Genomic DNA, 18687 nt, shown 5'->3' on the forward strand with positions numbered 1-18687 from the left:
TTTAACCTTTACCGCCCCCATTCCCCCACCGGGGGCGGGCGTTTCAGGGGGGGTGGGTACCCGGCCGGGGGCGGACCCTTTGCCGCCCTAAGGGTATCCGACCCCGTTCAGTCCAGGCTGGTACACTGGGCGCGCCGGTTCGCCGGTACACAAACGTCTTCAGGGCGGGGTGCGATTCCCCACCGGCGGTAGGTGCGCAAGCACGAGCCCGCGAGCGCCCCGGCCCATGGTCGGGGGTCAGCAGATCCGGTCCAATGCCGGAGCCGACGGTCATAGTCCGGATGAAAGAAGACGGTGCCACAGGGCCTTTGCGGCCCTGCGCCCGCCTGTTTGCCTTGCGGCGTTTTTCGCTCACTTTCCGCGGAGAACGTTTCTTGTTTACTGGAATCATCGAAGGCGTCGGCCGTCTGGCCGCACGCGAAGCCATCGGCGGCGATGTCCGCTTCACCTTCAACGTCGGCAACCTGCCGTTCGACCACGTGCAGATGGGCGAGAGCATCGCCATCAACGGTGTCTGCCTCACCGTCATCGCATTCGACGCCAGCAGCTTCCAGGCCGATGCCTCGACCGAAACCCTCGGCCTGACCACGCTCGGCCAGCTGGCTGAAGGGGCGGTCATCAACCTCGAACGCGCCATGCGCCCGACCGACCGCCTTGGCGGCCATCTGGTCAGCGGCCACGTCGATGGCCTCGGCCAGGTCCTGTCCATCCACGAAGATGCACGTGCCCAGCGCTGGCGCTTCGCCGCGCCGGCCGCGCTGCGCCGCTACATCGCCAAGAAGGGCTCGATCTGCGTGGACGGCGTCAGCCTGACCGTCAACGAAGTGGACGACGAAGGTTTCGAAGTCGCCCTCATCCCGCACACCGTGGCCAACACCGCCTTCTCCGCCACCGGCGTGGACAGCGCGGTGAACCTGGAAATCGACCTGGTGGCCCGTTACGTAGAACGTTTGATCGGTGTGCCGGCCAACGGCCAGCAGCCGCAGGGAGATGCCGCATGAATTTCGCCCCGATCCCCGAGATCCTCGAGGACATCCGCCAGGGCCGCATGGTCGTCATCGTCGATGACGAAGACCGCGAGAACGAAGGCGATCTCATCATGGCCGCCGAGCTGGTCAAGCCGTCGGACATCAATTTCATGGTCACCCACGGCCGTGGCCTGGTGTGCCTGCCGCTGACCCGCACCCGCGCCGCCGATCTCGGCCTGGCGCCGATGGTGCAGGCCAACACCGCGCAGTTCCAGACCAATTTCACCGTCAGCATCGAGGCGGCCGAAGGCGTGACCACGGGCATTTCCGCCCATGACCGCGCCCACACCATCCGCACCGCGGTGAAGCCCAACGCCAGGCCGGCCGACCTGCACCAGCCGGGCCACATCTTCCCGCTGATCGCCCAGCCGGGCGGCGTGCTGACCCGCGCCGGCCACACCGAGGCTGGCGTCGACCTGGCCATGCTGGCCGGGCTGGAACCGGCCGGCGTGCTGGTGGAGATCCTCAATCCGGATGGCAGCATGGCGCGCCGCCCGGAGCTGGAAGTGTTCGCCCGCGAGCACGGCCTGAAGATGGGCTCCATCGCCGACCTGATCGCCTACCGCCTGGCCACCGAAAAGACCGTCGAGCGCGTGGACGAGCGCGACATCGACACCGAATTCGGCCCGTTCAAGCTGGTCACCTACCGCGACCGCATCGCCCACGACCTGCATTTCGCCCTGGTCCGTGGCACCCCGGCGGCCGATACCCCGACCCTGGTGCGGGTGCAGGTGGAAAACCCGCTGGCCGACCTGCTGCACTGGCGCCGCGATGATTTCGGCGTGGCCGCCACCGATGCCCTGCGCGCGATTGCCGCCGAAGGGGCAGGCGTGATGGTGGTGCTGTCGGCCCCGCGCGACGGCGAGGCGCTGCTGGCCCGCCTGCGCCAGCAGCCGGCGCCGGTGGTGCCGGGCAAGGACAAGGACGTGGGCCAGTGGCGCCGTAATGGCGCCGGCTCGCAGATCCTGTCCGACCTGGGCCTGGGCAAGCTGCGCGTGCTGGGCACCCCCCGCCGCCAGGTGGGCCTGGCCGGCTACGGCCTTGAAGTGGTGGAAACGGTGACCCTGTAAGCCGCCTGGCGTGGGGGGGGCCCGGGGCCCCGCCAGCCACGGGCGCTGGGCCGCGCGCTGGGAGGGGAAGCGCAGCCCCACCCGGGAAGCGCGGGGGCGCGGGGGGCGGCCCCCCCGGCCCCCCCCCCCCCCGGGCCCCCCCGCCGCCCCCCCCCCCGCCGCCGCCCCCCCCCCCCCCCCCCCCCCCCCCCCCCCGCCCCCCCCCCCCCCCCCCGCCACTACCCACGGGCGCCCCGGGGCCCATCCACGGTAGAATCACCCCCTTATCGAACCCCCAAGCCGCATATGAGCCACTACGAAGGCGATCTTCGCACCCCCGAGTCGGCGCGCTTTGCCATCCTGGCCAGCCGCTGGAACGCCCGCATCACCGATACCCTGGTTGCTGGCGCCCGCCAGAGCCTGGCCGGCAACGGCATTGCCGAAGCCAACATCGACGTGATCCGCGTGCCGGGTGCCTGGGAACTGCCGCTGGTCGCCGCGCGCCTGGCCGCCGCCCATGAACACGCCGCCATCCTCACCCTGGGCTGCGTCATCCGTGGCGATACCCGCCACTACGAACACGTGGCCGACCGCTGCGCCGAAGGCCTGATGCGCGTGCAGCTGGATTTCGGCGTGCCGGTGCTGAACGGCGTGCTGGCCGTGGAACGTGCCGAGGATGCCGAGGCCCGCGCCGGTGGCAGCCACGGCAACAAGGGTGAAGAAGTCGCAATCGCTGCATTGGAAATGGTCAACCTGCTGGAGCAACTGCCATGAACAAGAACACCCAGGGCAAGCCCTCCGGTAAACCCGTCCGCCGTGATGGCATCGACCCGGTGCTGCGCTCGCGCGCCCGCCGTCGTGCCGTGCAGGCCCTGTACGCCTGGCAGATCTCCGGCGGCAACGCACAGTCGCTGATCGCCCAGTTCGCCCACGAGCAGGCCCGCGAAATCGCCGATCTGGCGTATTTCGAAGCCCTGGTGCATGGCGTGCTGGACAACCGCCGCGACATCGACGAAGCCCTCGGCCCGCACCTGGACCGTGGCATCGAAGAAGTGGACGCCATCGAACGCGCCGTGCTGCGCCTGGCCGGCTACGAGCTGCGCTACCGCCTGGACGTGCCGTACCGCGTGGTCATCAACGAAGCCATCGAATCGGCCAAGCGTTTCGGTTCCGAGCATGGCCACACCTACGTCAACGGCGTGCTGGATCGTGCCGCCGTCGAATGGCGCAAGGTCGAATCGGGTCACTGACCCGCCGCGTCCCGCATCGTTCGTTGAACGGCGCGGGAATCTGCTTCGGTAGAGTCGACTGTTAGTCGACTGCTCTTGATCCGGCGATACGACCGCTGATCGAAAGGCAGTCGACTAACAGTCGACTCTACCCCGCCGGTTCCATCCGATCGGCACGATCCGCCCGCATTCGCGCCCGCCGCCCATCCATGCAACCCGCCGGAGCGCCCCATGTCCCTGGCCGAATTCGCCCTCATCGACCGCATCCGCGCCCGCACCAGCGAGCGTGACGACATCCTGCTCGGCATCGGCGATGACGCCGCGCTGCTGCAGCCGCGTGCGAATGAGCAACTGGTGGTCACCGCCGATACGCTCAACAGCGGCGTGCATTTTCCGGCGGAAACCCCGGCGTACGACATCGGCTGGAAGACCCTGGCGGTCAACCTGTCCGACCTGGCCGCGATGGGCGCGCGCCCGGCGTGGTGCACGCTGGCGCTGTCGCTGCCGGACACCAGCGAAGAGTGGATCGACGCCTTTGCTGAAGGCTTCTTCGCCCTGGCCGACCAGCACGACATCGCCCTGATCGGCGGCGACACCACGCGTGGCCCGCTGTCGCTGACCGTGACCGCGATGGGCCAGGTCGGCCGCGGCCAAGCCCTGCGCCGCGACCGCGCGCAGGTCGGCGACGATGTCTGGGTGAGTGGCACGATCGGTGATGCCGCTGGCGCACTGAAGCTGTGGCAGCAGGGCGCGCTGGACGTGGCCACCGCCACCCTGCTGGGTGACTACGAAACCCTGCGCCTGCGCCTGCTGCGTCCCACCCCACGCGTCACCCTCGGCCTGCGCCTGCGTGCCTTCGCGCATGCCGCCGTGGATCTGTCCGATGGCCTGGTGGCTGACCTGGGCCACATCGCGGCACGCAGTGGCGTGGCCGCGCAGATCGATGCCGACGTACTGCCGATCTCGCCGGAGCTGCGTGGCCTGCTGGGTCGCGACGGTGCCCGCGAGTGTGCGCTGCACGGTGGTGATGATTACGAACTGTGTTTCACCGCCGCCGCCGACCAGCGCGACGCGCTGCTGTACCTGTCTGAATCGCTGGATGTGCCGCTGACCCGCGTCGGCCGCATCACCGAAGGGCAGGGCGTGCAGGTGGATGGCGAAGCCGCCAGCGGCGGTTACCAGCACTTCGCCTGATAGAGAGGCGCGCCGGGCAGGCCCGGCGCCACCACGTTGCCTGGGTAGATGCCAACCTTGGTTGGCACGCATGATCCATTCGGGGCGTGACCCGCCGCGATCAATCGCGCGGTGCGGACACACCGAAACGGTTGCCGCCCGGGGTGCTGGGCAGCACCAGGAACACCAGCAGCACCAGGCTCACGATGGGGACGACGCCCAGCAGCAGCCACCAGGCCGATCGGTCCGTGTCGTGCAGGCGGCGCACGGTGACGGCAAGCGTTGGCAGCACAAAGATCAGCCACATCACCACGTTCAGGCCGGTCGATGCCAGCGCCAGTGCCTGCGAATCGGTGTAGCCGGCAATGAAGCCCAGCACGTACGAGGGGATCGAGACGATCAGGATGAACAGCTGGAACCACCAGAATTCGCTGCGGCTCGCGCGCCCGTTGAACTGCGTGTAGCGCTTCAGCGGCATCATCATTTTCAGCATGGGAACACTCCATAGAAAGAAGGTGGCGACTATCCCCGCTCACGAGAGGGGGGCCACCAGGTACATTGAAATTGCCCGTAATACGCTGCCGAAGTGCAGGACGCCTGCTCAGTTTCGTGGGTCGACCGTGGTGTCGATCCTGGTTGAAAGCGACAGCGGTCCCGCCCAGTCACCTCACTGCACGACAGCAGCTTCCGCATCGCGCGCGGTGCCGTGGTCATCCAGCCACTGGAATTTCACTGAGGCCGGCAATGCGCTGCCTGTCGGCAGCAGCAACTCGGCCTGTGCACCGGGCGCGATCATGTCCACCTCCACCGCGTTCCCATCGGGCAGGGTCACGCTGCTCAAGGTCACGTGGTAGGCACTCGGGTTGTGTACCTGCAATGCACCACCGTGCGCACGCCATTGCAGCAGGCCGGCCGCATCGCGTGGTTGGCCAGACAGGCCCGCCGGGCGGTGGAACAGCTTCACCCGCGTGCGCACCGCGAACTGAAGCAGGTTGCGCGTGCCGGCATCGGTCGGCTTCGGCGGTATGTCCAGCAGGTTGAAGTAGAAGACCGACTCCCGGTCGCTGGGCAGTGCTCCGTCCGTGGGACGTGGCGCATACGTGATGCGGTAGGCCTGCCCTTGGTGCGGCTGCAGCAGGCGCGGTTCGGCCGGGGTCAGCCGGAACGGCGTGCGCACGTCTTCGGGACGCGCATGGCCATCGCCTGCATCGATCCAGACCTGCACCAGCGCGGGCTGCGTGCCCACATTGTTGGCGGACACCGTGACATCGCGGCCCTTGCCGGCATCGTTGATGATACGCGTGCCCTGCAGCGTAACCGCCGCCGACGCGGACGGTGCTGGTGCGGCGGCCAGCACTGCTGTCAGCACTGCAGCAGGCACGCCAAGTGAGCGGAAGGACATGGTTCACCTCATCCCAGAGCGGGCGTTCCATCCGTGGATCGCCCATGAAAAGTGCCGTTACCTGTAGAGCACGACGAAGTCGCCGGATGCATTGGCGATGCCCGCCTCTGCATCCTGGGCCGGGGAGGCGTACCAGGCGCTGTAATCCAGCTGACCGCTGCCACCCGCGGCGATGGTCACCCACTGCACCGGGTCCTCACCGATTTTCTGGTGGTTGCCGGCCGCGTCGTACAGGGCAACGCCCACGTTGCGGGCGGTGGAAGCGGCGGTCAGGCCAAGGTTGCCGGTGCTGCCATGCGGCAGCCCGCCGAAGCGGACGCTGACGTCCTGCGCGGCGCCCGAACCGGTGCAGTCCAGCTGGATCGAGAAGTTCTTCTGGCCGGCACGCGTATCGGCGTTGACCGAGGCCAGATCGACCTTGCCCATCGGCACGGTGATGGTGCCACCGGCTGAATTGACGGCACAGGTACTGGTGACCAGTTCACCGGTGACCTCCAGTTTCTCGGCAAAGGCGGACGGTGCTGCGCACAGCAGCAGGGGCAGTATCAACAAGCGGGCATTCATGGCGTACTTCCATCGGTAATCAGGGGGGCGCAGTATCGTGCGTCGCCATTCGCCCCGGAATGCAAAAAGTTGCAAAGCCCTGCGTGGCTCCGGCATCTGCAACTTGTTGCATGTTCGCCCCATTACCAGCCACCTAGAATCGCCGGCCTGATGATCCCAGGCAGGTGCAGCTATGCGCGCTCCCGCCCCCATTTTTTCTGGCCGGCTGCTGCTGCCGGCGCTGCTGCTCTGTGCCGGCAGCGCAGGGGCGGCCTGCCAGCGCAACGGCACCCGTGACGGGACGCTGGACCTGGTACTCACCATGCCCAACATCGACCGACCCGACACGCGTTTTTCCGGTAGTGCAAGTACGGCCGCCGAGGCATTCAACTGCACGCTGGGTACAGAGACTTTGTCGATCCAGATGCCGGCGGCTGGGCTTACCTATGTACGCGACATCGTTTATGAAGCAACAACCTACCCCGCCTACCAGACCAGTCCGCGCAGCCCGCTGCTGATCTTCAACCACACCATTGGCGACCTGGCCGGTGGCAACTACGAGCGTACGCCGCTGCGCGCCGGCGAAGTCACCCGGTCGCAGTTCGTCCCAACCACGGCCGGGCTGTTTGTTTCGACCGTCAATGTCTACGCCTTCTTCCGCGGTGGCGCGATGGAGAGCATGCCTGCCACGTCGCTGGGGACACTCGAGGTGTGGTCGCAAAGCGACGCCAGCAACCTCGTGCGGCATACCATCTCGGTGCAGCTGACGGTGCCCGTGCTGACGTGCACGCTGTCGGCGGCCAGTCATACGCTGGAAGACGTGTCGGCCAATGCACTGGCCAGCGCCGGGGACACTGCCAGGGAGTCGGCCTTCGGCGTTTCAATGAACTGCCCGAGCGCCAACGTCGATGTCGATCTTTCCGTGGCCGACGCCAACGCTGCCGGTGGCACCAACGGCATCCTCGCGCTGGCTGCGGGCAGTACAGCGGGGGGCGTGCAGATCCAGCTGCTGCAGGCGGGCGTGCCGGTGCAGTTCGGCAGTACCTGGAGCCATGGTTTCTCGCTGAAGGGCGTACAGGCTATTCCCTTCACGGCGCGCTACCTGCGCATGCCGTCGGCGTTGGTGCCTGGCACGGTGAAAGGCGAAGCTGTGCTGACGGCCACCTACCGATGAAGCCTTCGCTTGCTCTGCTCAGCGTGGCGGTTGCGCTGGCGCTCCCGGCGCGCGCGCTGGGAGCGCCTGCGCTGGAGTTCAGCGAGGGCTTCCTGATCGGTGGCGAGGCCATCGATCTGTCGCGCTACACACAGGGCCACCCGGTGCCCGCGGGCATCTACGCCGTCGACCTGCATCTGAACGACCGTTTCGTTGCCGCACGCGATATCACCTTCGTGACATCTGACGACTCTGCGGTGGCGCGCCCATGCCTGCCGGCGAGCCTGGTGGCGGGGCTGGGCCTGAAACCGGCGTACCTGGCAGCGCTGCCTGCCGACGATGCCTGTGTAGATCTGCCCGCACTGGTGGATGGTGCAACCGTGGCCTTCGACAGCAGCACCCTGCAGCTGTCGATCACCGTGCCGCAGGCCGCACAGGCCACGGCGGTGCGTGGCTACGTGGCACCGGAACTGCGCGACCGTGGCATCAACGCGGCCTTCGTCGATTACAGCGCCAACCATTTCCGCAGCGCTGGCCGCGACAGCAGCTACCTGGGCGTACGTGCGGGGGTGAACCTGGGCGACTGGCGCCTGCGCCACCGCGCCACCTTCAACCGCAGCACGCATGAAGGCAGCCGCCACGACGTCATCAGCAGCCACGCCCAGCGCGACCTTCCCGCATGGAACAGCCAGCTGTTGCTCGGCCAGTCCAACACCGGTGGCGAGTTGTTCGACAGCGTTGCCTTCACGGGTGTGCGTGTGGCGACCGACGAGCGCATGCTGCCCGACTCGCTGCGCGGGTATGCACCGGTGGTCAGGGGTATCGCCGAAGGCAATGCCGTGGTGACCATCCGCCAGAACGGTGGGGTGATCCACGAAAGCAACGTGGCACCGGGGCCGTTCCAGATCGACGACCTGTACCCGACCAGCTTCGGCGGCGATCTGGAAGTCACCGTGCAGGAAGCCGACGGCCGCAGCCAGCGCTTCAACGTGAACTTCTCCGCCGTGCCACAGGCCCTGCGTGCAGGCACGCATCGCTTCAGTGCCACGGTCGGTGCGCTGCGCGCGCAGGACGGCATGTTCGCGCCGCTGCGCTTTGCCGAAGGCACCTACGTGCGGGGCATCAACAACCGGCTGACCCTGCTCGGCGGCAGCCAGCTGGGCGAGCGCTACGCCGCCGTGTTGGGAGGCGCGGCCATCAACACCACGTTCGGTGCGTTCGGCGCGGACATCACCCATGCGCGTGCACGCCTGCCGGGTGCCGGTGTGGCCCGTGGCAACAGCTACCGGCTGAACTACCAGCGCTACTTTGCGGCCAGTGCAACCCACGTGGGTCTGGCAGCCTATCGCTACAGTACCGAGGGTCTCCACACGCTGGCTGATACTGCCCGCCTGCGTGACGATGCATGGGCGCCAGCAGGGCGTGCGCGGCAGCGCTACCAGTTCAACCTGTCGCAGCGGCTGGGCGCGCGCAGCAACCTGTACCTCAGCGGCGGCCATGTTGCGTACTGGGATCGCAGCGAGCGCCAGAATGATGTGCAGCTGGGCTTCCAGAGCGCCTGGGGCCCAGTGAACTATGGGGTTTCGGCATTGCGCTACCGGCTGGACGACGGCCGCCTGGACACGCGCTACGCGCTCACCCTCAGCGTGCCGCTGGGCCAGAGCGCTGCTGCGCCACGCTTGAACAGCCAGCTGAGCCGCTCAGGCACGGGCGACATGCAGCGCCAGGTGGGTGTGAGCGGAACCGCCGGCGAACACCAGTCGCTCAGCTACAGCCTGTCCTCCACCCGCGCAACTGCGAGCCGCAGCAGCACCGATGCGTTTGCCAGCTACCGCGGCCGGCATGGCACCGTTGATATGGGCTACAGCCAGACTGGCAACCGGCACAGCCAGTCGCTGGGGATGTCGGGCAGTGTGGTGGCCCATGCCGGTGGTGTGCAGCTGGGCCTGCCCGTGGGCGAGGGCTTCGCGCTGGTGCAGGCCAAGGGGGCGGCCAATGCCCGCGTCGGCAGTGGCGGCGACGTGCGCATTGCTGGCAACGGCTACGCGGTGCTTCCGCACATCAGCCCTTACCGCTGGAACCAGATTGAACTGGATCCCTCCGGGTTGCCGCTGGAGGTGGAGCTGCTGCAGACCTCGCAGCGTGTTGCGCCCACGGCCGGCAGCATCGTGCGTGTGGCCTTCGAGGTGCGCCGCGAACGCACGCTGTACATCGATGCCACCGATGCACTGGGCCAGCCGTTGCCATTCGCGGCGCGTGTGGAAGACGCGCGGGGCCAGCACAGGGGGGCCGTGGGCCAGGGCAGTGTCATCGCGCTGCGCGGTGCGCAGGCCGAAGGTGTGCTGGTGGTCGACCCCGACGGCCCGCAGCGCTGCCGGCTGATTTACCAGCTACCCGACGCACCCGATGCCTACGGGCTGTCGTGGACCCAGGCCATCTGCCTGCCCGATCCGCCGCTGCCTCCTGGCCTGCAGGTCCGCACTTCGCTGCCGCCTGCGTCCCCTTGATCCATCCGCTTTGAAAAGGAACCTGACATGCCCAAGTCCCTGCTTCCCCTGTTGCTGCTTGTGCTGCCCGCCAGTGCGTTGGCCGATACGGCCACGCTCACTGTCAGCGGTACGGTGCTGCCTGGCACCTGCACCATGACCGCCACGGACATCACCCTCGATCCGGTGAAGGCTGATGAAATGGCCGTCGCCACGCCGGTCAACCTCAAGGCCGGCGCGTTGAACTTCTCCGGTTGCGTGGGCGTGGTCCGGGCCCGTCTATCGTTCGACGGTACCGAGGCCGATGGCGATGCCCAGCGCTGGAAGAACACGGCCACGACCACGCCGGCCACCGGTGTTTCGATCGCGCTGCTGTCGGGCACCACCGGTACCAATTACCTGAAGAAGGGTGATGCCCAGACGGTTGCCGTTACCGGTGCCACGGCCAGCTATGCCCTGCGCGCGGGCTACTACATCGGGTCGAATGCTGGCATCAACGCCGGCAACATCTCCACTGAGATCGTGGTGACCGCCGCCTACGATTGAAGGCATGCACGCACCACACGCGCAGTAGAGCCACGCCGAGCGTGGCTGCGGCCCGCTCGGGGTCAGAGCCCTTTGCACCGCAAACGGATCTGACCCCGAAACCTCACGCCGCGCGCAGCTGCACATCCACGTACTCGGCCAACGCACGGCAGGCAAACAACAGCCCTTCGCGTGCGCCATCGCCCACCTGTTCCGTTTCATCGCCATCCACGCGCGTGCGTTCGATGGCGTGCAGCAGCTCCAGCAGGAAGGTCTGCCCGGCATTGGCGCGGTCGATGCGGGCCAGCGCCATGCTTTGGCCGGGCGTGTGGCCATCGTTCGGCCACGGCTGGCCGTTGGCGGCTTCCACCTGGCGGATGCGCCGCAGGCAGTTCAACACGGTGATGCTTTCGGGCGTGCGTTCGGGGGCATTGGCGGCATCGGTGGCGGCCAGCGTGCTTTCCAGCGTGCGCGCCAGATCATCGGGCAGGCGCGCGGCGGCGTCGCCAAGCGTGGCGAACAGGAAGGGGTACTTGGTCTTGGTCATCTCGGCGTCCTTGTGCATGAAGCAGGACGCCACCCGCGCGCGAAGGCGAGGGTGGCGGACGGTGCGTGGTTGCAATACCGGGGGCTGGTTCAGACTTGCCGGCGGGCACGAGGCCCCCACGCACCGCCCGCCATGGAGACGCGGACGGATTGCCAGCCGGCGCCGCGCACAGGGGATGCACGACGCCGGCAGGCAAGCGTAAACAACAAACCAGCCCACGGGATTGCAAGCCCGTGCCACCCGTTGTCGGTGGCATGTCGAGGATGGGCGGTTAGCGCCCGCAGCCCAATGAGAAAAGTTGGAAAGGTAGAAGAATTACGAATGCTTGCAGCGGGGCGGTGGCGGTTGCACGAACGCGCAGATCGCGACAAGCGCGCAATCGCTCTGGTAGGTGCCAACCTTGGTTGGCACGCTGTGGCAGGTGTCATGGGGCCTGGAGCGAGCGCGCTGTCGCGCGTGCCAACCAAGGTTGGCAGCTACCAACAACTACAGCGCTGGCAGCACCTTGCCCGGGTTGAGAATGCCGTCCGGATCGAGCGCGGCCTTGATCGCGCGCATCGTCGCCAGCGTCGCCGGGGTGAAGGCCTGCGCCATGAAGTCGCGCTTGGCCAGGCCGATGCCATGCTCACCCGACAACGTGCCGCCCAGCGCCAGCGTCAGTTCGAAGATCTTCGGCAGCGCGGCATGCGCACGCGCGTTTTCGTCGGCGTCTTCGGGGTGGTAGAGGATGTTGACGTGCAGGTTGCCGTTGCCGGCATGGCCGAAGGTGACGATGGTCAGCGTGTACTCGCGCGCCAGTGCCTGCACGCCGGCCACCAGATCGGGAATGCGCGACACCGGCACCACCACGTCTTCGTTGATCTTGCCCGGCGCAACGCTGCGCAGTACAGGCGACAGCGCCTTGCGCGCGGCCCACAGCTGGTCGCGGGCGCGGCCTTCCATCGCCACGTCCAGTTCGATCATGCCGTCGCCCTCGGCAGCGCTGGCCAGCGCCTGCAGCAGGTAGGGCAGGGTGTCGTGGTCGCCATCCGCTTCGACCAGCAGCATCGCACCGGCCTCGGGCACTTCGGCGCCGTTGAGGCGCAGCAGCTGCAGGCTGCGTGCATCCATGAATTCCAGGCGCGTGGGCACCACCGGCTGTGACATCAGCCGCGATACCGCAGCGGCCGCGGCATCGGCATCGCGGTACAGCACGCGCAGGCCGGCCTGGGTGACCGGCAGCGGGGTCAGCTTGAGCGTCGCTTCCACGATCAGTGCCAGCGTGCCTTCGCTGCCCACCAGCAGATGGGTCAGGTCATAGCCGGTGGCGTCCTTGGTGTAGGCGCCGCCGCAGCGGATCACTTCGCCGGTGCCGGTGACGGCGACCAGGCCCAGCACGTTGTCGCGGCTGGTGCCGTACTTCACCGCGCGCGGGCCGCCGGCATTGCAGGCCAGGTTGCCGCCGATGCTGCAGATCTCCGCGCTGGACGGGTCCGGTGCCCAGAACAGGCCGTGCGGGGCCAGCGCCTGCTGCAGCGTGCCGTTCATCACGCCCGGCTGCACCACAGCGCAGCGATCGCCGGCGCGGATCTCGACGATGCGGTCCATGCGGGTGAACGACAGCACGATGCTGCCCGGCTGCGGCACCGCCGCGCCGGTGGTGCCGGTGCCCGCACCGCGTGCGACCAGGGCCACGCCGTGCGTGCGGCAGGCGCGCACCAGCGCCTGCACCTGCTCGATGTCGGCGGGCAACGCCACGGCTTCCGGGCGTTGCCGGCGCCAGGAGTTGTCCTGCGCGTTGGCCTCCAGCGCACCGTCATCCATGCGCCAGCCCTCCGCGCCCAGCAGGGCGGACAGTTCGGCAACGAGGGCGGCGGGCAGGGCAGTGCTCATGAGGGATTCCGTGGGACGGCAGGGGCAGGTTGGATCAGTTTCCAGGCGACCACGGCGGTGGCCAGCGGCAGCCACACCCAGCGCAGCTCGGACAGCAGCGTGGCCAGGCCGCGCGCGCTGAAGAACTGCGGGGCAAACGGTGAAACGCGGATCGGCCGCCACGGTGCGAAGAAGCGATGCTCGCTCCACGGCCAGGCCAGGGCGACGCCCAGCCCGCCGGAGGTCATCGCATCCAGCAGCGGATGGCTGGCCGCGCAGACGAAGACGAAGACCGCGGCCTGCACGGTGGATGTCGTAGATGCCAACCTTGGTTGCCGCGGAACCGCCGACCAAGGTCGGCGACTACCAAAGAACGCCAGCACCGCCGCCAACGCGGCCAGCACGCCGGAAAACAACAACGAATGGCTGGCGCCACGATGGCCGAACGCATCGGCGTAGGGAATGTCCAGGGCAAACGCCAGCACGTCGGCGTCGGGCAGCATCGCGGCAATCACGCCGGCGGCCAGCAGGCGCGGCGGAATGCGGCCGCGATCAGCGGCGCACCACAGCGCCAGCGGCACGGCGGCATGGGTGATGATCGACGGCATCAGCAATCATCCAACCGGAACGCATCGCGCAGCCAGCGCAGCTGCGGCGGATCGCCACTGGCCTCCACCACATCGAAACGGCAGGGCGCATCGGCCAGGGCAGGGTGCTCCTGCAGGTACAGCAGCGCGGCATGGGCCAGGCGCCGGCATTTTCGCGCATCCACCGAGGCCGCGCCGCTGCCGAAATCCGCGCGTGCGCGGTAACGCACTTCCACGAACACCACGGTGCCCGCGTCGTCCATCACCAGGTCCAGTTCACCACCGCGGTAGCGCACGTTGCGTGCGCGCGGCTGCAACCCGGCCTGTTGCAGGTGCTGCTCGGCGGCGGCTTCCACCGCCGAGCCCCGTTGCAGGTGCTCAGCGACCACCGACGATCGGCATCGGGCGGCCACCACTGAAGGTGGACCACGCCGGCTGGCGCAGGATGTTGCCGTTGCTGTCCAGGTACAGCGTGCCGGTGGCGCCATCGAGGCCGCCTTCGTTCGACAGCTTTTCCAGGTAGGCGCTGATCTTCCACGCATCGGCGCCGAAGGCGAACAGGCGGCCGGCCGCACCGCGCGCGCTGGGCAGGGTCTGGCCCACCTGCGCGGCCGACGGCAGGCCGGACACGCTGCGCACGTTCCAGGCTTCGTTCGGGTAGATGATGCCGTCCAGCGCCACGTCTTCCTCGGCCTTGCCGCTGCCGGTGGTCAGCTGGCTGGTGCCGACGCGCGTTGCGCCACCGGCACCGGCCAGGGCCAGCTGCGGTGCCAGCAGGCGTGCCTGCGGGGCACGCACGGCCAGGAACACGGCATCGATCCGGCCGGCGTTGCGCACCTGCGCGCTGACATCACCCACCGCGTCGACCACAGCGACCGTGGCGGCCACCTGGCCCCCGCGCTGGGCGAAACGCTGGGCAAAGGCGGCAGCGGCACGGCGGCCGGTGTCGTCGTTGCTGCTGATGACCAGGGCGCGGTTGCGCTCGCGGCCACGCAGGTATTCGGCGGCGACGATGCCGTCGTCTTCCGGCGCCAGCGAGAAACCGGCGCTGCCGGCCGGCGGCGCATCCTTGCCGCGGTTCAGGGCCAGCACCGGCACCTGCAGCGGCTGGCGGCCGTAGACCGCATCCACTTCGTCGCGGCCCAGCGGGCCGACCACGAAGTCGGCACCGGAGGCCACGGCCTTGTCATACGCGGCCAGCGCACCGGCCGGGGTACCGGCGGTATCGAAGAAGTTGATGTCCGGGCGACGGCGGCTTTCACCGTAATAGGCGGCCAGCAGGCCATCGCGCACAGGCTGTGCGGCGGTAGCCAGGCGGCCGCTCAGCGGCAGCAGCACGGCCATCTTCGCCGGCGGACGGTAGCCATCGCTCATCGCCGGCGGGCGCTTGCTGGTATCGAACTGGGCCGCGCCGTCGCGGTCGAACGGGCGCGGCAGCGGCAGGCCGCGGGCGATCAGCGCACGGCCGGCGAAGTTGTACAGCGGGTCGTTGGCCGGCAGCGCGGCGGCACGGCTGCGCAGGGTGGCGTCGTCCAGCGTGCCGAGCAGGCCGGAGATGGCGGCCTGGTTCTCGCTGCGGGCGGTACCGGCCAGGCCGGCGTGGGCACGGGCGCGCTCGGTGGCGGCAGCGAAGCTGTCACCGCTGGCCTGCAGTGCCTCGGCGCGGGCCAGGTGCCAGCGCGTGCGCAGGCTGGGGTGCACGTTGTCACCCGCGTCCTTCAGCAGGACCAGCACCTGTGCCGGCTGCTTGTCGGCCAGGGCCAGCTCGGCGCTGGTCAGCTGGAAACGCTGCAGGCTGGCGCCGGACAGCTGGCGGGCGGTCAGCTGGCCCAGCAGGCTGCGCGCGCGGGCGCTGTCACCGGCCAGGTGCCAGGCCCAGGCCGCATCGGCCAAGGTGTTGCTGCGGGCACCGCCGCGCAGGGTGGCGGCCTGCGCTTCCAGCTGCAGGGCAGCGTCGCGCGGCTTGCCTTGTTCGATCAGCGCCAGCGCCTGGCTCTGGGCCGGCGATTCGGGGGCACTGGTAAGGCTGGTGGTGGCACAACCGGCCAGAAGCATCAGCGACAACGACAGGGCGGAGATGCGTGCGGCGGGCTTGTTCATGATCGGGTCCATGCGATGAGGGCAGCGGCCTTGGCCAGGTACACGCTAGGATTCTACCCTTGCCCCGTGAGTACCGCTGAAATGAGTGTGCCAACCCTGTATGTCGTCGCCACGCCGATCGGCAACCTGGCCGATCTGAGCCCGCGCGCGCAGGAGGTGCTGCGCTCGGTGGCGGCCATCTGTGCCGAAGACACCCGCCGCAGCGGCCAGCTGCTGTCCCATTTCGGCATCCAGCAGCCGCTGGTGGCCCTGCACGAGCACAACGAAGAGGCCCTGTCGCAGCGCCTGGTGGCGCGCCTGCAGGCCGGCGAGTCGCTGGCCCTGGTCAGCGACGCCGGCACGCCGCTGGTCAGTGATCCCGGCTTCCGCCTGGTCCGCGCCGCGCGCGCGGCCGGCATCAAGGTCAGCCCCATCCCCGGTGCCTGCGCGGCCATCGCTGCGCTCAGCGTGGCTGGCCTGCCCAGCGATCGCTTCAGCTTCGAGGGCTTCCTGCCGGCCAAGGCCAGCGGCCGCCGCGACCGCCTGCAGGCGCTGGCCGGCGAAGTGCGCACGATGGTGTTCTACGAATCCTCGCACCGCATCGTCGAATCGCTGGCGGACATGTCGGCCATCTTCGGTGCCGAGCGCCCGGCCGTGCTGGCGCGCGAGCTGACCAAGCTGTTCGAGACCGTGCTGGATGGTGATCTGGCCGGCCTGCTGGCCAGGGTCGAGGCCGACGAGAACCAGCGCAAGGGCGAGTTCGTGGTGATGGTGCAGGGCGCCGGCGATGACGCCGAAGCGCAGCTGGCGCACGGTCGCCACGTCTACGCCAAGCTGAGCGAGCACCTGCCGCCGTCGACTGCCGCCAAGCTGGCCGCCGAACTGACCGGCGCCCCGCGCAAGGCGTTGTACGGCAGCTGATGAGGGGCGCAGCCACGCATGGCGTGGCTCTACTGTAGATCCACGCCATGCGTGGATGGATGAACCGCGTGCCGCGATCAACACGGCAGAAAAGGGCTGCGTAGGCTAGAATGCGCGTTGGCGGAGCCGGCCAGACAGTCGCGTCATCCCTTCGGGGGTGCCGAGGAAAGTCCGGGCTCCATAGGGCAAGGTGCCAGGTAACGCCTGGGCGGCGCAAGCCGACGGAAAGTGCAACAGAAAGATACCGCCTACGTCTTCTTCGGAAGGCCGGTAAGGGTGAAATGGTGCGGTAAGAGCGCACCGCGAGTCTGGTAACAGACCGGCACGGCAAACCCCACCTGGAGCAAGACCAAATAGGGATCCATTGGCGCGGCCCGCGTTGGATCCGGGTAGGTTGCTTGAGCGTTGCGGCGACGTAACGCCTAGAGGAATGACTGTCCACGACAGAACCCGGCTTATCGGCCGGCTCCGCCTCCATTTCTCAGATCGGCGATGCCATCCACGCATGGCGTGGATCTACTGGGCGTGCAGTCATCCACGCATGGCGTGGATCTACTAGAACGCGACGTTGCTCTCGCCGAGGAATACACCCTGCGCGCCGAAGCGGCGTTCGTGCATCTGCCCATGGCCCTGCGCATCGATCAGCAGCACGGTGCTGGCGCGGGTGCCGTAGTCATCGCCGCGGATGAAGGCCGGGCTCAGCCAGCGCTCGCGTTCCAAGCCGATGCCGGTGTCGGGCAGGTCGCTGTCGGCGGGGCGGTGTTCGTCGGCGAGGGCATTCCATAAGGGGGTCAGGTCTGGGGTCAGAGCCCTTTCGCTCTGCGAAACGGATCCGACCCCGTCGTCGTCCAGCCAGGTCGAGAGTGCGGCCATCAGCCGGCGGGTCTTCGGCCAGGGCGCGTCCAGGGCGCCGTTGGACATGCCGTGTACGCCCGGTCCCAGCGTCTGGCGCTCGGCAGGATGGTTGCCCAGGTACTCGAGGCTGTCGCTATCGGCCAACAACAGGTTGAACGGAGCATATGCCGCGGCGATGCCGGCCAGGCGGTCCATGTGCACGGCGGCCGGTTCGCGGCCGCGCAGGAAATCGGCCACCAGCGCACCACGCGAAGGACCGGCCTGGGCGGCCAGCGGGTCACGCACGTTGGTGACCACGGCCATGCGCCCGGCACGGCCTGCACCGGCCCAGCCACCGCCCGAACGCAGGTCGCGTCCGCCGATGATGGACGGCTCGTCCTGCCAGGGGGCCAGGGCCGCGGTCGGGCGGGCGTGGAACTCATCGCGGTTGCCGGTCATCACCAATCGCCAGTGCGGGTGACGTAACCAGCCAAGAGCAAGCAGGCACATGGCGTCATTGTGCCCGGTTTGCGCAGTCCGACGCCGCTTTCAGCCCGTCCTGGATGAATGCGCAGGCCATGTTTCACGCCGTCTCCACACCCCTGAACTTCTGTTCAATCTCAAAAATTGAGACGGATCAGCAACTTGTGGATAAGCCTTGAACAATTCTCTAAACATTGCCGCAAGCCATTGATGTGGCTGGCGATTTCCCCGCTGAAAAGTTGTTGACAACCCTAGGGCCCCTGCTAAGGTGGGCATCAGAGGGAAAACCGGGTGTTTTGTGGGTTTTCGTGGTTCAATGTTTCACCGGGCGAAGGAAGGGTGCACGCGTCGTGTTCCAGGGCGAGACGGCCATCACAGTTGACGATAAAGGACGCATGGCGGTTCCCACCGCCTACCGCGACCTCGTCGCGCGTGCCAGCAACAACCGTCTTGTTTTGACCTACAACCCGTTCGAAGCCGGCTGCCTGTGGCTGTATGCCGAGTCGGAATGGGAACGGGTCCGCGACGACGTGATGTCCAAGCCCAACACCCAGCGCGTCGTGCGCCTGTTGCAGCAGAAGCTGGTCGGTTCGGCCGCCCATCTCGAGCTCGACGGCAACGGTCGTATCAGCATTCCCGCCAGCCACCGCGGTGCGGTGGGCATTGAAAAAAAGGCGGTATTGCTCGGTATGGGCGACAAATTCGAATTGTGGAGCGAGCAGGCGCATCGTGCCCTGATCCAGCAGACATTGTCTGACGAGGATCTGGGTGATGGGTTGCTCGACCTGAAGTTGTGA

Annotated in this window: 19 protein-coding genes, 1 other RNA gene and 1 riboswitch; of the genes, 11 read left to right on the top strand and 9 right to left on the bottom strand. The window is 68.1% G+C overall.

All coding sequences use genetic code 11. From position 1 onward, the window contains the following. Nucleotides 1-151 precede the first annotated feature (151 nt). A riboswitch (FMN riboswitch) is annotated at nt 152-297 on the top strand. Nucleotides 298-374: 77 nt separating this feature from the next. The 5 genes from ACVOK1_RS03165 (at nt 375) to thiL (ending at nt 4500) form a co-directional block, all read left to right on the top strand. After that, nucleotides 375-1001 carry a riboflavin synthase gene (locus ACVOK1_RS03165; protein ID WP_481561086.1) on the top strand — a complete coding sequence of 209 codons (627 nt, stop codon included), beginning with the start codon at nt 375-377 and terminating at the stop codon, nt 999-1001. Further along, nucleotides 998-2098 carry a 3,4-dihydroxy-2-butanone-4-phosphate synthase gene (gene ribB, locus ACVOK1_RS03170; RefSeq protein ID WP_108767734.1) on the top strand — a complete coding sequence of 367 codons (1101 nt, stop codon included), beginning with the start codon at nt 998-1000 and terminating at the stop codon, nt 2096-2098. The genes ACVOK1_RS03165 and ribB overlap by 4 nt, the downstream gene beginning before the upstream one ends. Before the next feature lie 285 nt (nt 2099-2383). Next, nucleotides 2384-2851, top strand: coding sequence for a 6,7-dimethyl-8-ribityllumazine synthase (gene ribH / locus ACVOK1_RS03175; RefSeq protein WP_079220615.1), 468 nt, complete (start codon nt 2384-2386; stop codon nt 2849-2851). Beyond that, on the top strand, nt 2848-3327 hold the full coding sequence (nusB, locus tag ACVOK1_RS03180) for a transcription antitermination factor NusB (protein WP_108767735.1): 480 nt from the start codon (nt 2848-2850) through the stop codon (nt 3325-3327). The genes ribH and nusB overlap by 4 nt, the downstream gene beginning before the upstream one ends. A 210-nt stretch (nt 3328-3537) precedes the next feature. Next, nucleotides 3538-4500, top strand: coding sequence for a thiamine-phosphate kinase (gene thiL, locus ACVOK1_RS03185; protein ID WP_481561087.1), 963 nt, complete (start codon nt 3538-3540; stop codon nt 4498-4500). Between the two features lie 100 nt (nt 4501-4600). Here thiL and ACVOK1_RS03190 read toward each other — a convergent pair whose 3' ends face one another. The 3 genes from ACVOK1_RS03190 to ACVOK1_RS03200 all read right to left on the bottom strand — a co-directional run bounded on the left by ACVOK1_RS03190 (nt 4601) and on the right by ACVOK1_RS03200 (nt 6445). Next, on the bottom strand, nt 4601-4972 hold the full coding sequence (locus ACVOK1_RS03190; protein ID WP_481561088.1) for a DUF805 domain-containing protein: 372 nt from the start codon (nt 4970-4972) through the stop codon (nt 4601-4603). Between the two features lie 174 nt (nt 4973-5146). Next, nucleotides 5147-5881: a fimbrial biogenesis chaperone gene (locus tag ACVOK1_RS03195; RefSeq protein ID WP_481561089.1), complete on the bottom strand. Its 735-nt coding sequence runs from the start codon at nt 5879-5881 to the stop codon at nt 5147-5149. 57 nt (nt 5882-5938) lie between these two features. Beyond that, nucleotides 5939-6445, bottom strand: a complete 507-nt coding sequence (locus ACVOK1_RS03200; protein WP_481561090.1) for a fimbrial protein — start codon at nt 6443-6445, stop codon at nt 5939-5941. 172 nt (nt 6446-6617) lie between these two features. On the opposite strand from ACVOK1_RS03200, the gene ACVOK1_RS03205 reads away from it, so the two are divergent. Genes ACVOK1_RS03205 through ACVOK1_RS03215 form a run of 3 tightly spaced genes read left to right on the top strand, consistent with a single transcriptional unit; the run spans nt 6618 to nt 10609 of the window. After that, a complete protein-coding gene (locus ACVOK1_RS03205; RefSeq protein WP_481561091.1) occupies nt 6618-7598 on the top strand; it encodes a fimbrial protein in 981 nt (326 codons plus the stop codon). Further along, on the top strand, nt 7595-10084 hold the full coding sequence (locus tag ACVOK1_RS03210) for a fimbria/pilus outer membrane usher protein (protein ID WP_481561092.1): 2490 nt from the start codon (nt 7595-7597) through the stop codon (nt 10082-10084). Before ACVOK1_RS03205 ends, ACVOK1_RS03210 begins: the two co-directional genes overlap by 4 nt. Nucleotides 10085-10111: 27 nt before the next feature. Continuing rightward, nucleotides 10112-10609 carry a fimbrial protein gene (locus tag ACVOK1_RS03215; protein WP_481561093.1) on the top strand — a complete coding sequence of 166 codons (498 nt, stop codon included), beginning with the start codon at nt 10112-10114 and terminating at the stop codon, nt 10607-10609. A 103-nt stretch (nt 10610-10712) separates the two neighbouring features. Here ACVOK1_RS03215 and ACVOK1_RS03220 read toward each other — a convergent pair whose 3' ends face one another. The 5 genes from ACVOK1_RS03220 to ACVOK1_RS03240 form a co-directional block, all read right to left on the bottom strand. After that, a complete protein-coding gene (locus ACVOK1_RS03220) occupies nt 10713-11135 on the bottom strand; it encodes a hypothetical protein (protein WP_481561094.1) in 423 nt (140 codons plus the stop codon). 486 nt (nt 11136-11621) lie between these two features. Beyond that, nucleotides 11622-13007: an FAD-binding oxidoreductase gene (locus ACVOK1_RS03225; RefSeq protein WP_481561095.1), complete on the bottom strand. Its 1386-nt coding sequence runs from the start codon at nt 13005-13007 to the stop codon at nt 11622-11624. Then, complete coding sequence (locus ACVOK1_RS03230; RefSeq protein ID WP_481561096.1) at nt 13004-13594, bottom strand: metal-dependent hydrolase; 591 nt, start codon at nt 13592-13594, stop codon at nt 13004-13006. Before ACVOK1_RS03230 ends, ACVOK1_RS03225 begins: the two co-directional genes overlap by 4 nt. Beyond that, nucleotides 13594-13962, bottom strand: a complete 369-nt coding sequence (locus ACVOK1_RS03235; protein ID WP_481561097.1) for a YraN family protein — start codon at nt 13960-13962, stop codon at nt 13594-13596. The genes ACVOK1_RS03230 and ACVOK1_RS03235 overlap by 1 nt, the downstream gene beginning before the upstream one ends. Continuing rightward, entirely contained in the window at nt 13952-15673 is a 1722-nt protein-coding gene (locus ACVOK1_RS03240; RefSeq protein ID WP_481561098.1) for a penicillin-binding protein activator, read from the bottom strand. Before ACVOK1_RS03240 ends, ACVOK1_RS03235 begins: the two co-directional genes overlap by 11 nt. Nucleotides 15674-15754: 81 nt before the next feature. On the opposite strand from ACVOK1_RS03240, the gene rsmI reads away from it, so the two are divergent. Continuing rightward, on the top strand, nt 15755-16573 hold the full coding sequence (gene rsmI, locus ACVOK1_RS03245; RefSeq protein WP_481561099.1) for a 16S rRNA (cytidine(1402)-2'-O)-methyltransferase: 819 nt from the start codon (nt 15755-15757) through the stop codon (nt 16571-16573). A 122-nt stretch (nt 16574-16695) separates the two neighbouring features. Next, an RNA gene (rnpB, locus tag ACVOK1_RS03250) (RNase P RNA component class A) lies at nt 16696-17047 on the top strand. Between the two features lie 81 nt (nt 17048-17128). Here rnpB and ACVOK1_RS03255 read toward each other — a convergent pair. Next, nucleotides 17129-17917: an NRDE family protein gene (locus ACVOK1_RS03255; RefSeq protein WP_481561100.1), complete on the bottom strand. Its 789-nt coding sequence runs from the start codon at nt 17915-17917 to the stop codon at nt 17129-17131. 323 nt (nt 17918-18240) lie between these two features. Between ACVOK1_RS03255 and mraZ the strand changes: the two genes are divergently transcribed. Continuing rightward, entirely contained in the window at nt 18241-18687 is a 447-nt protein-coding gene (mraZ, locus tag ACVOK1_RS03260) for a division/cell wall cluster transcriptional repressor MraZ (protein ID WP_004143635.1), read from the top strand.

It is taken from the genome of Stenotrophomonas sp. STEN087, from assembly GCF_056759115.1.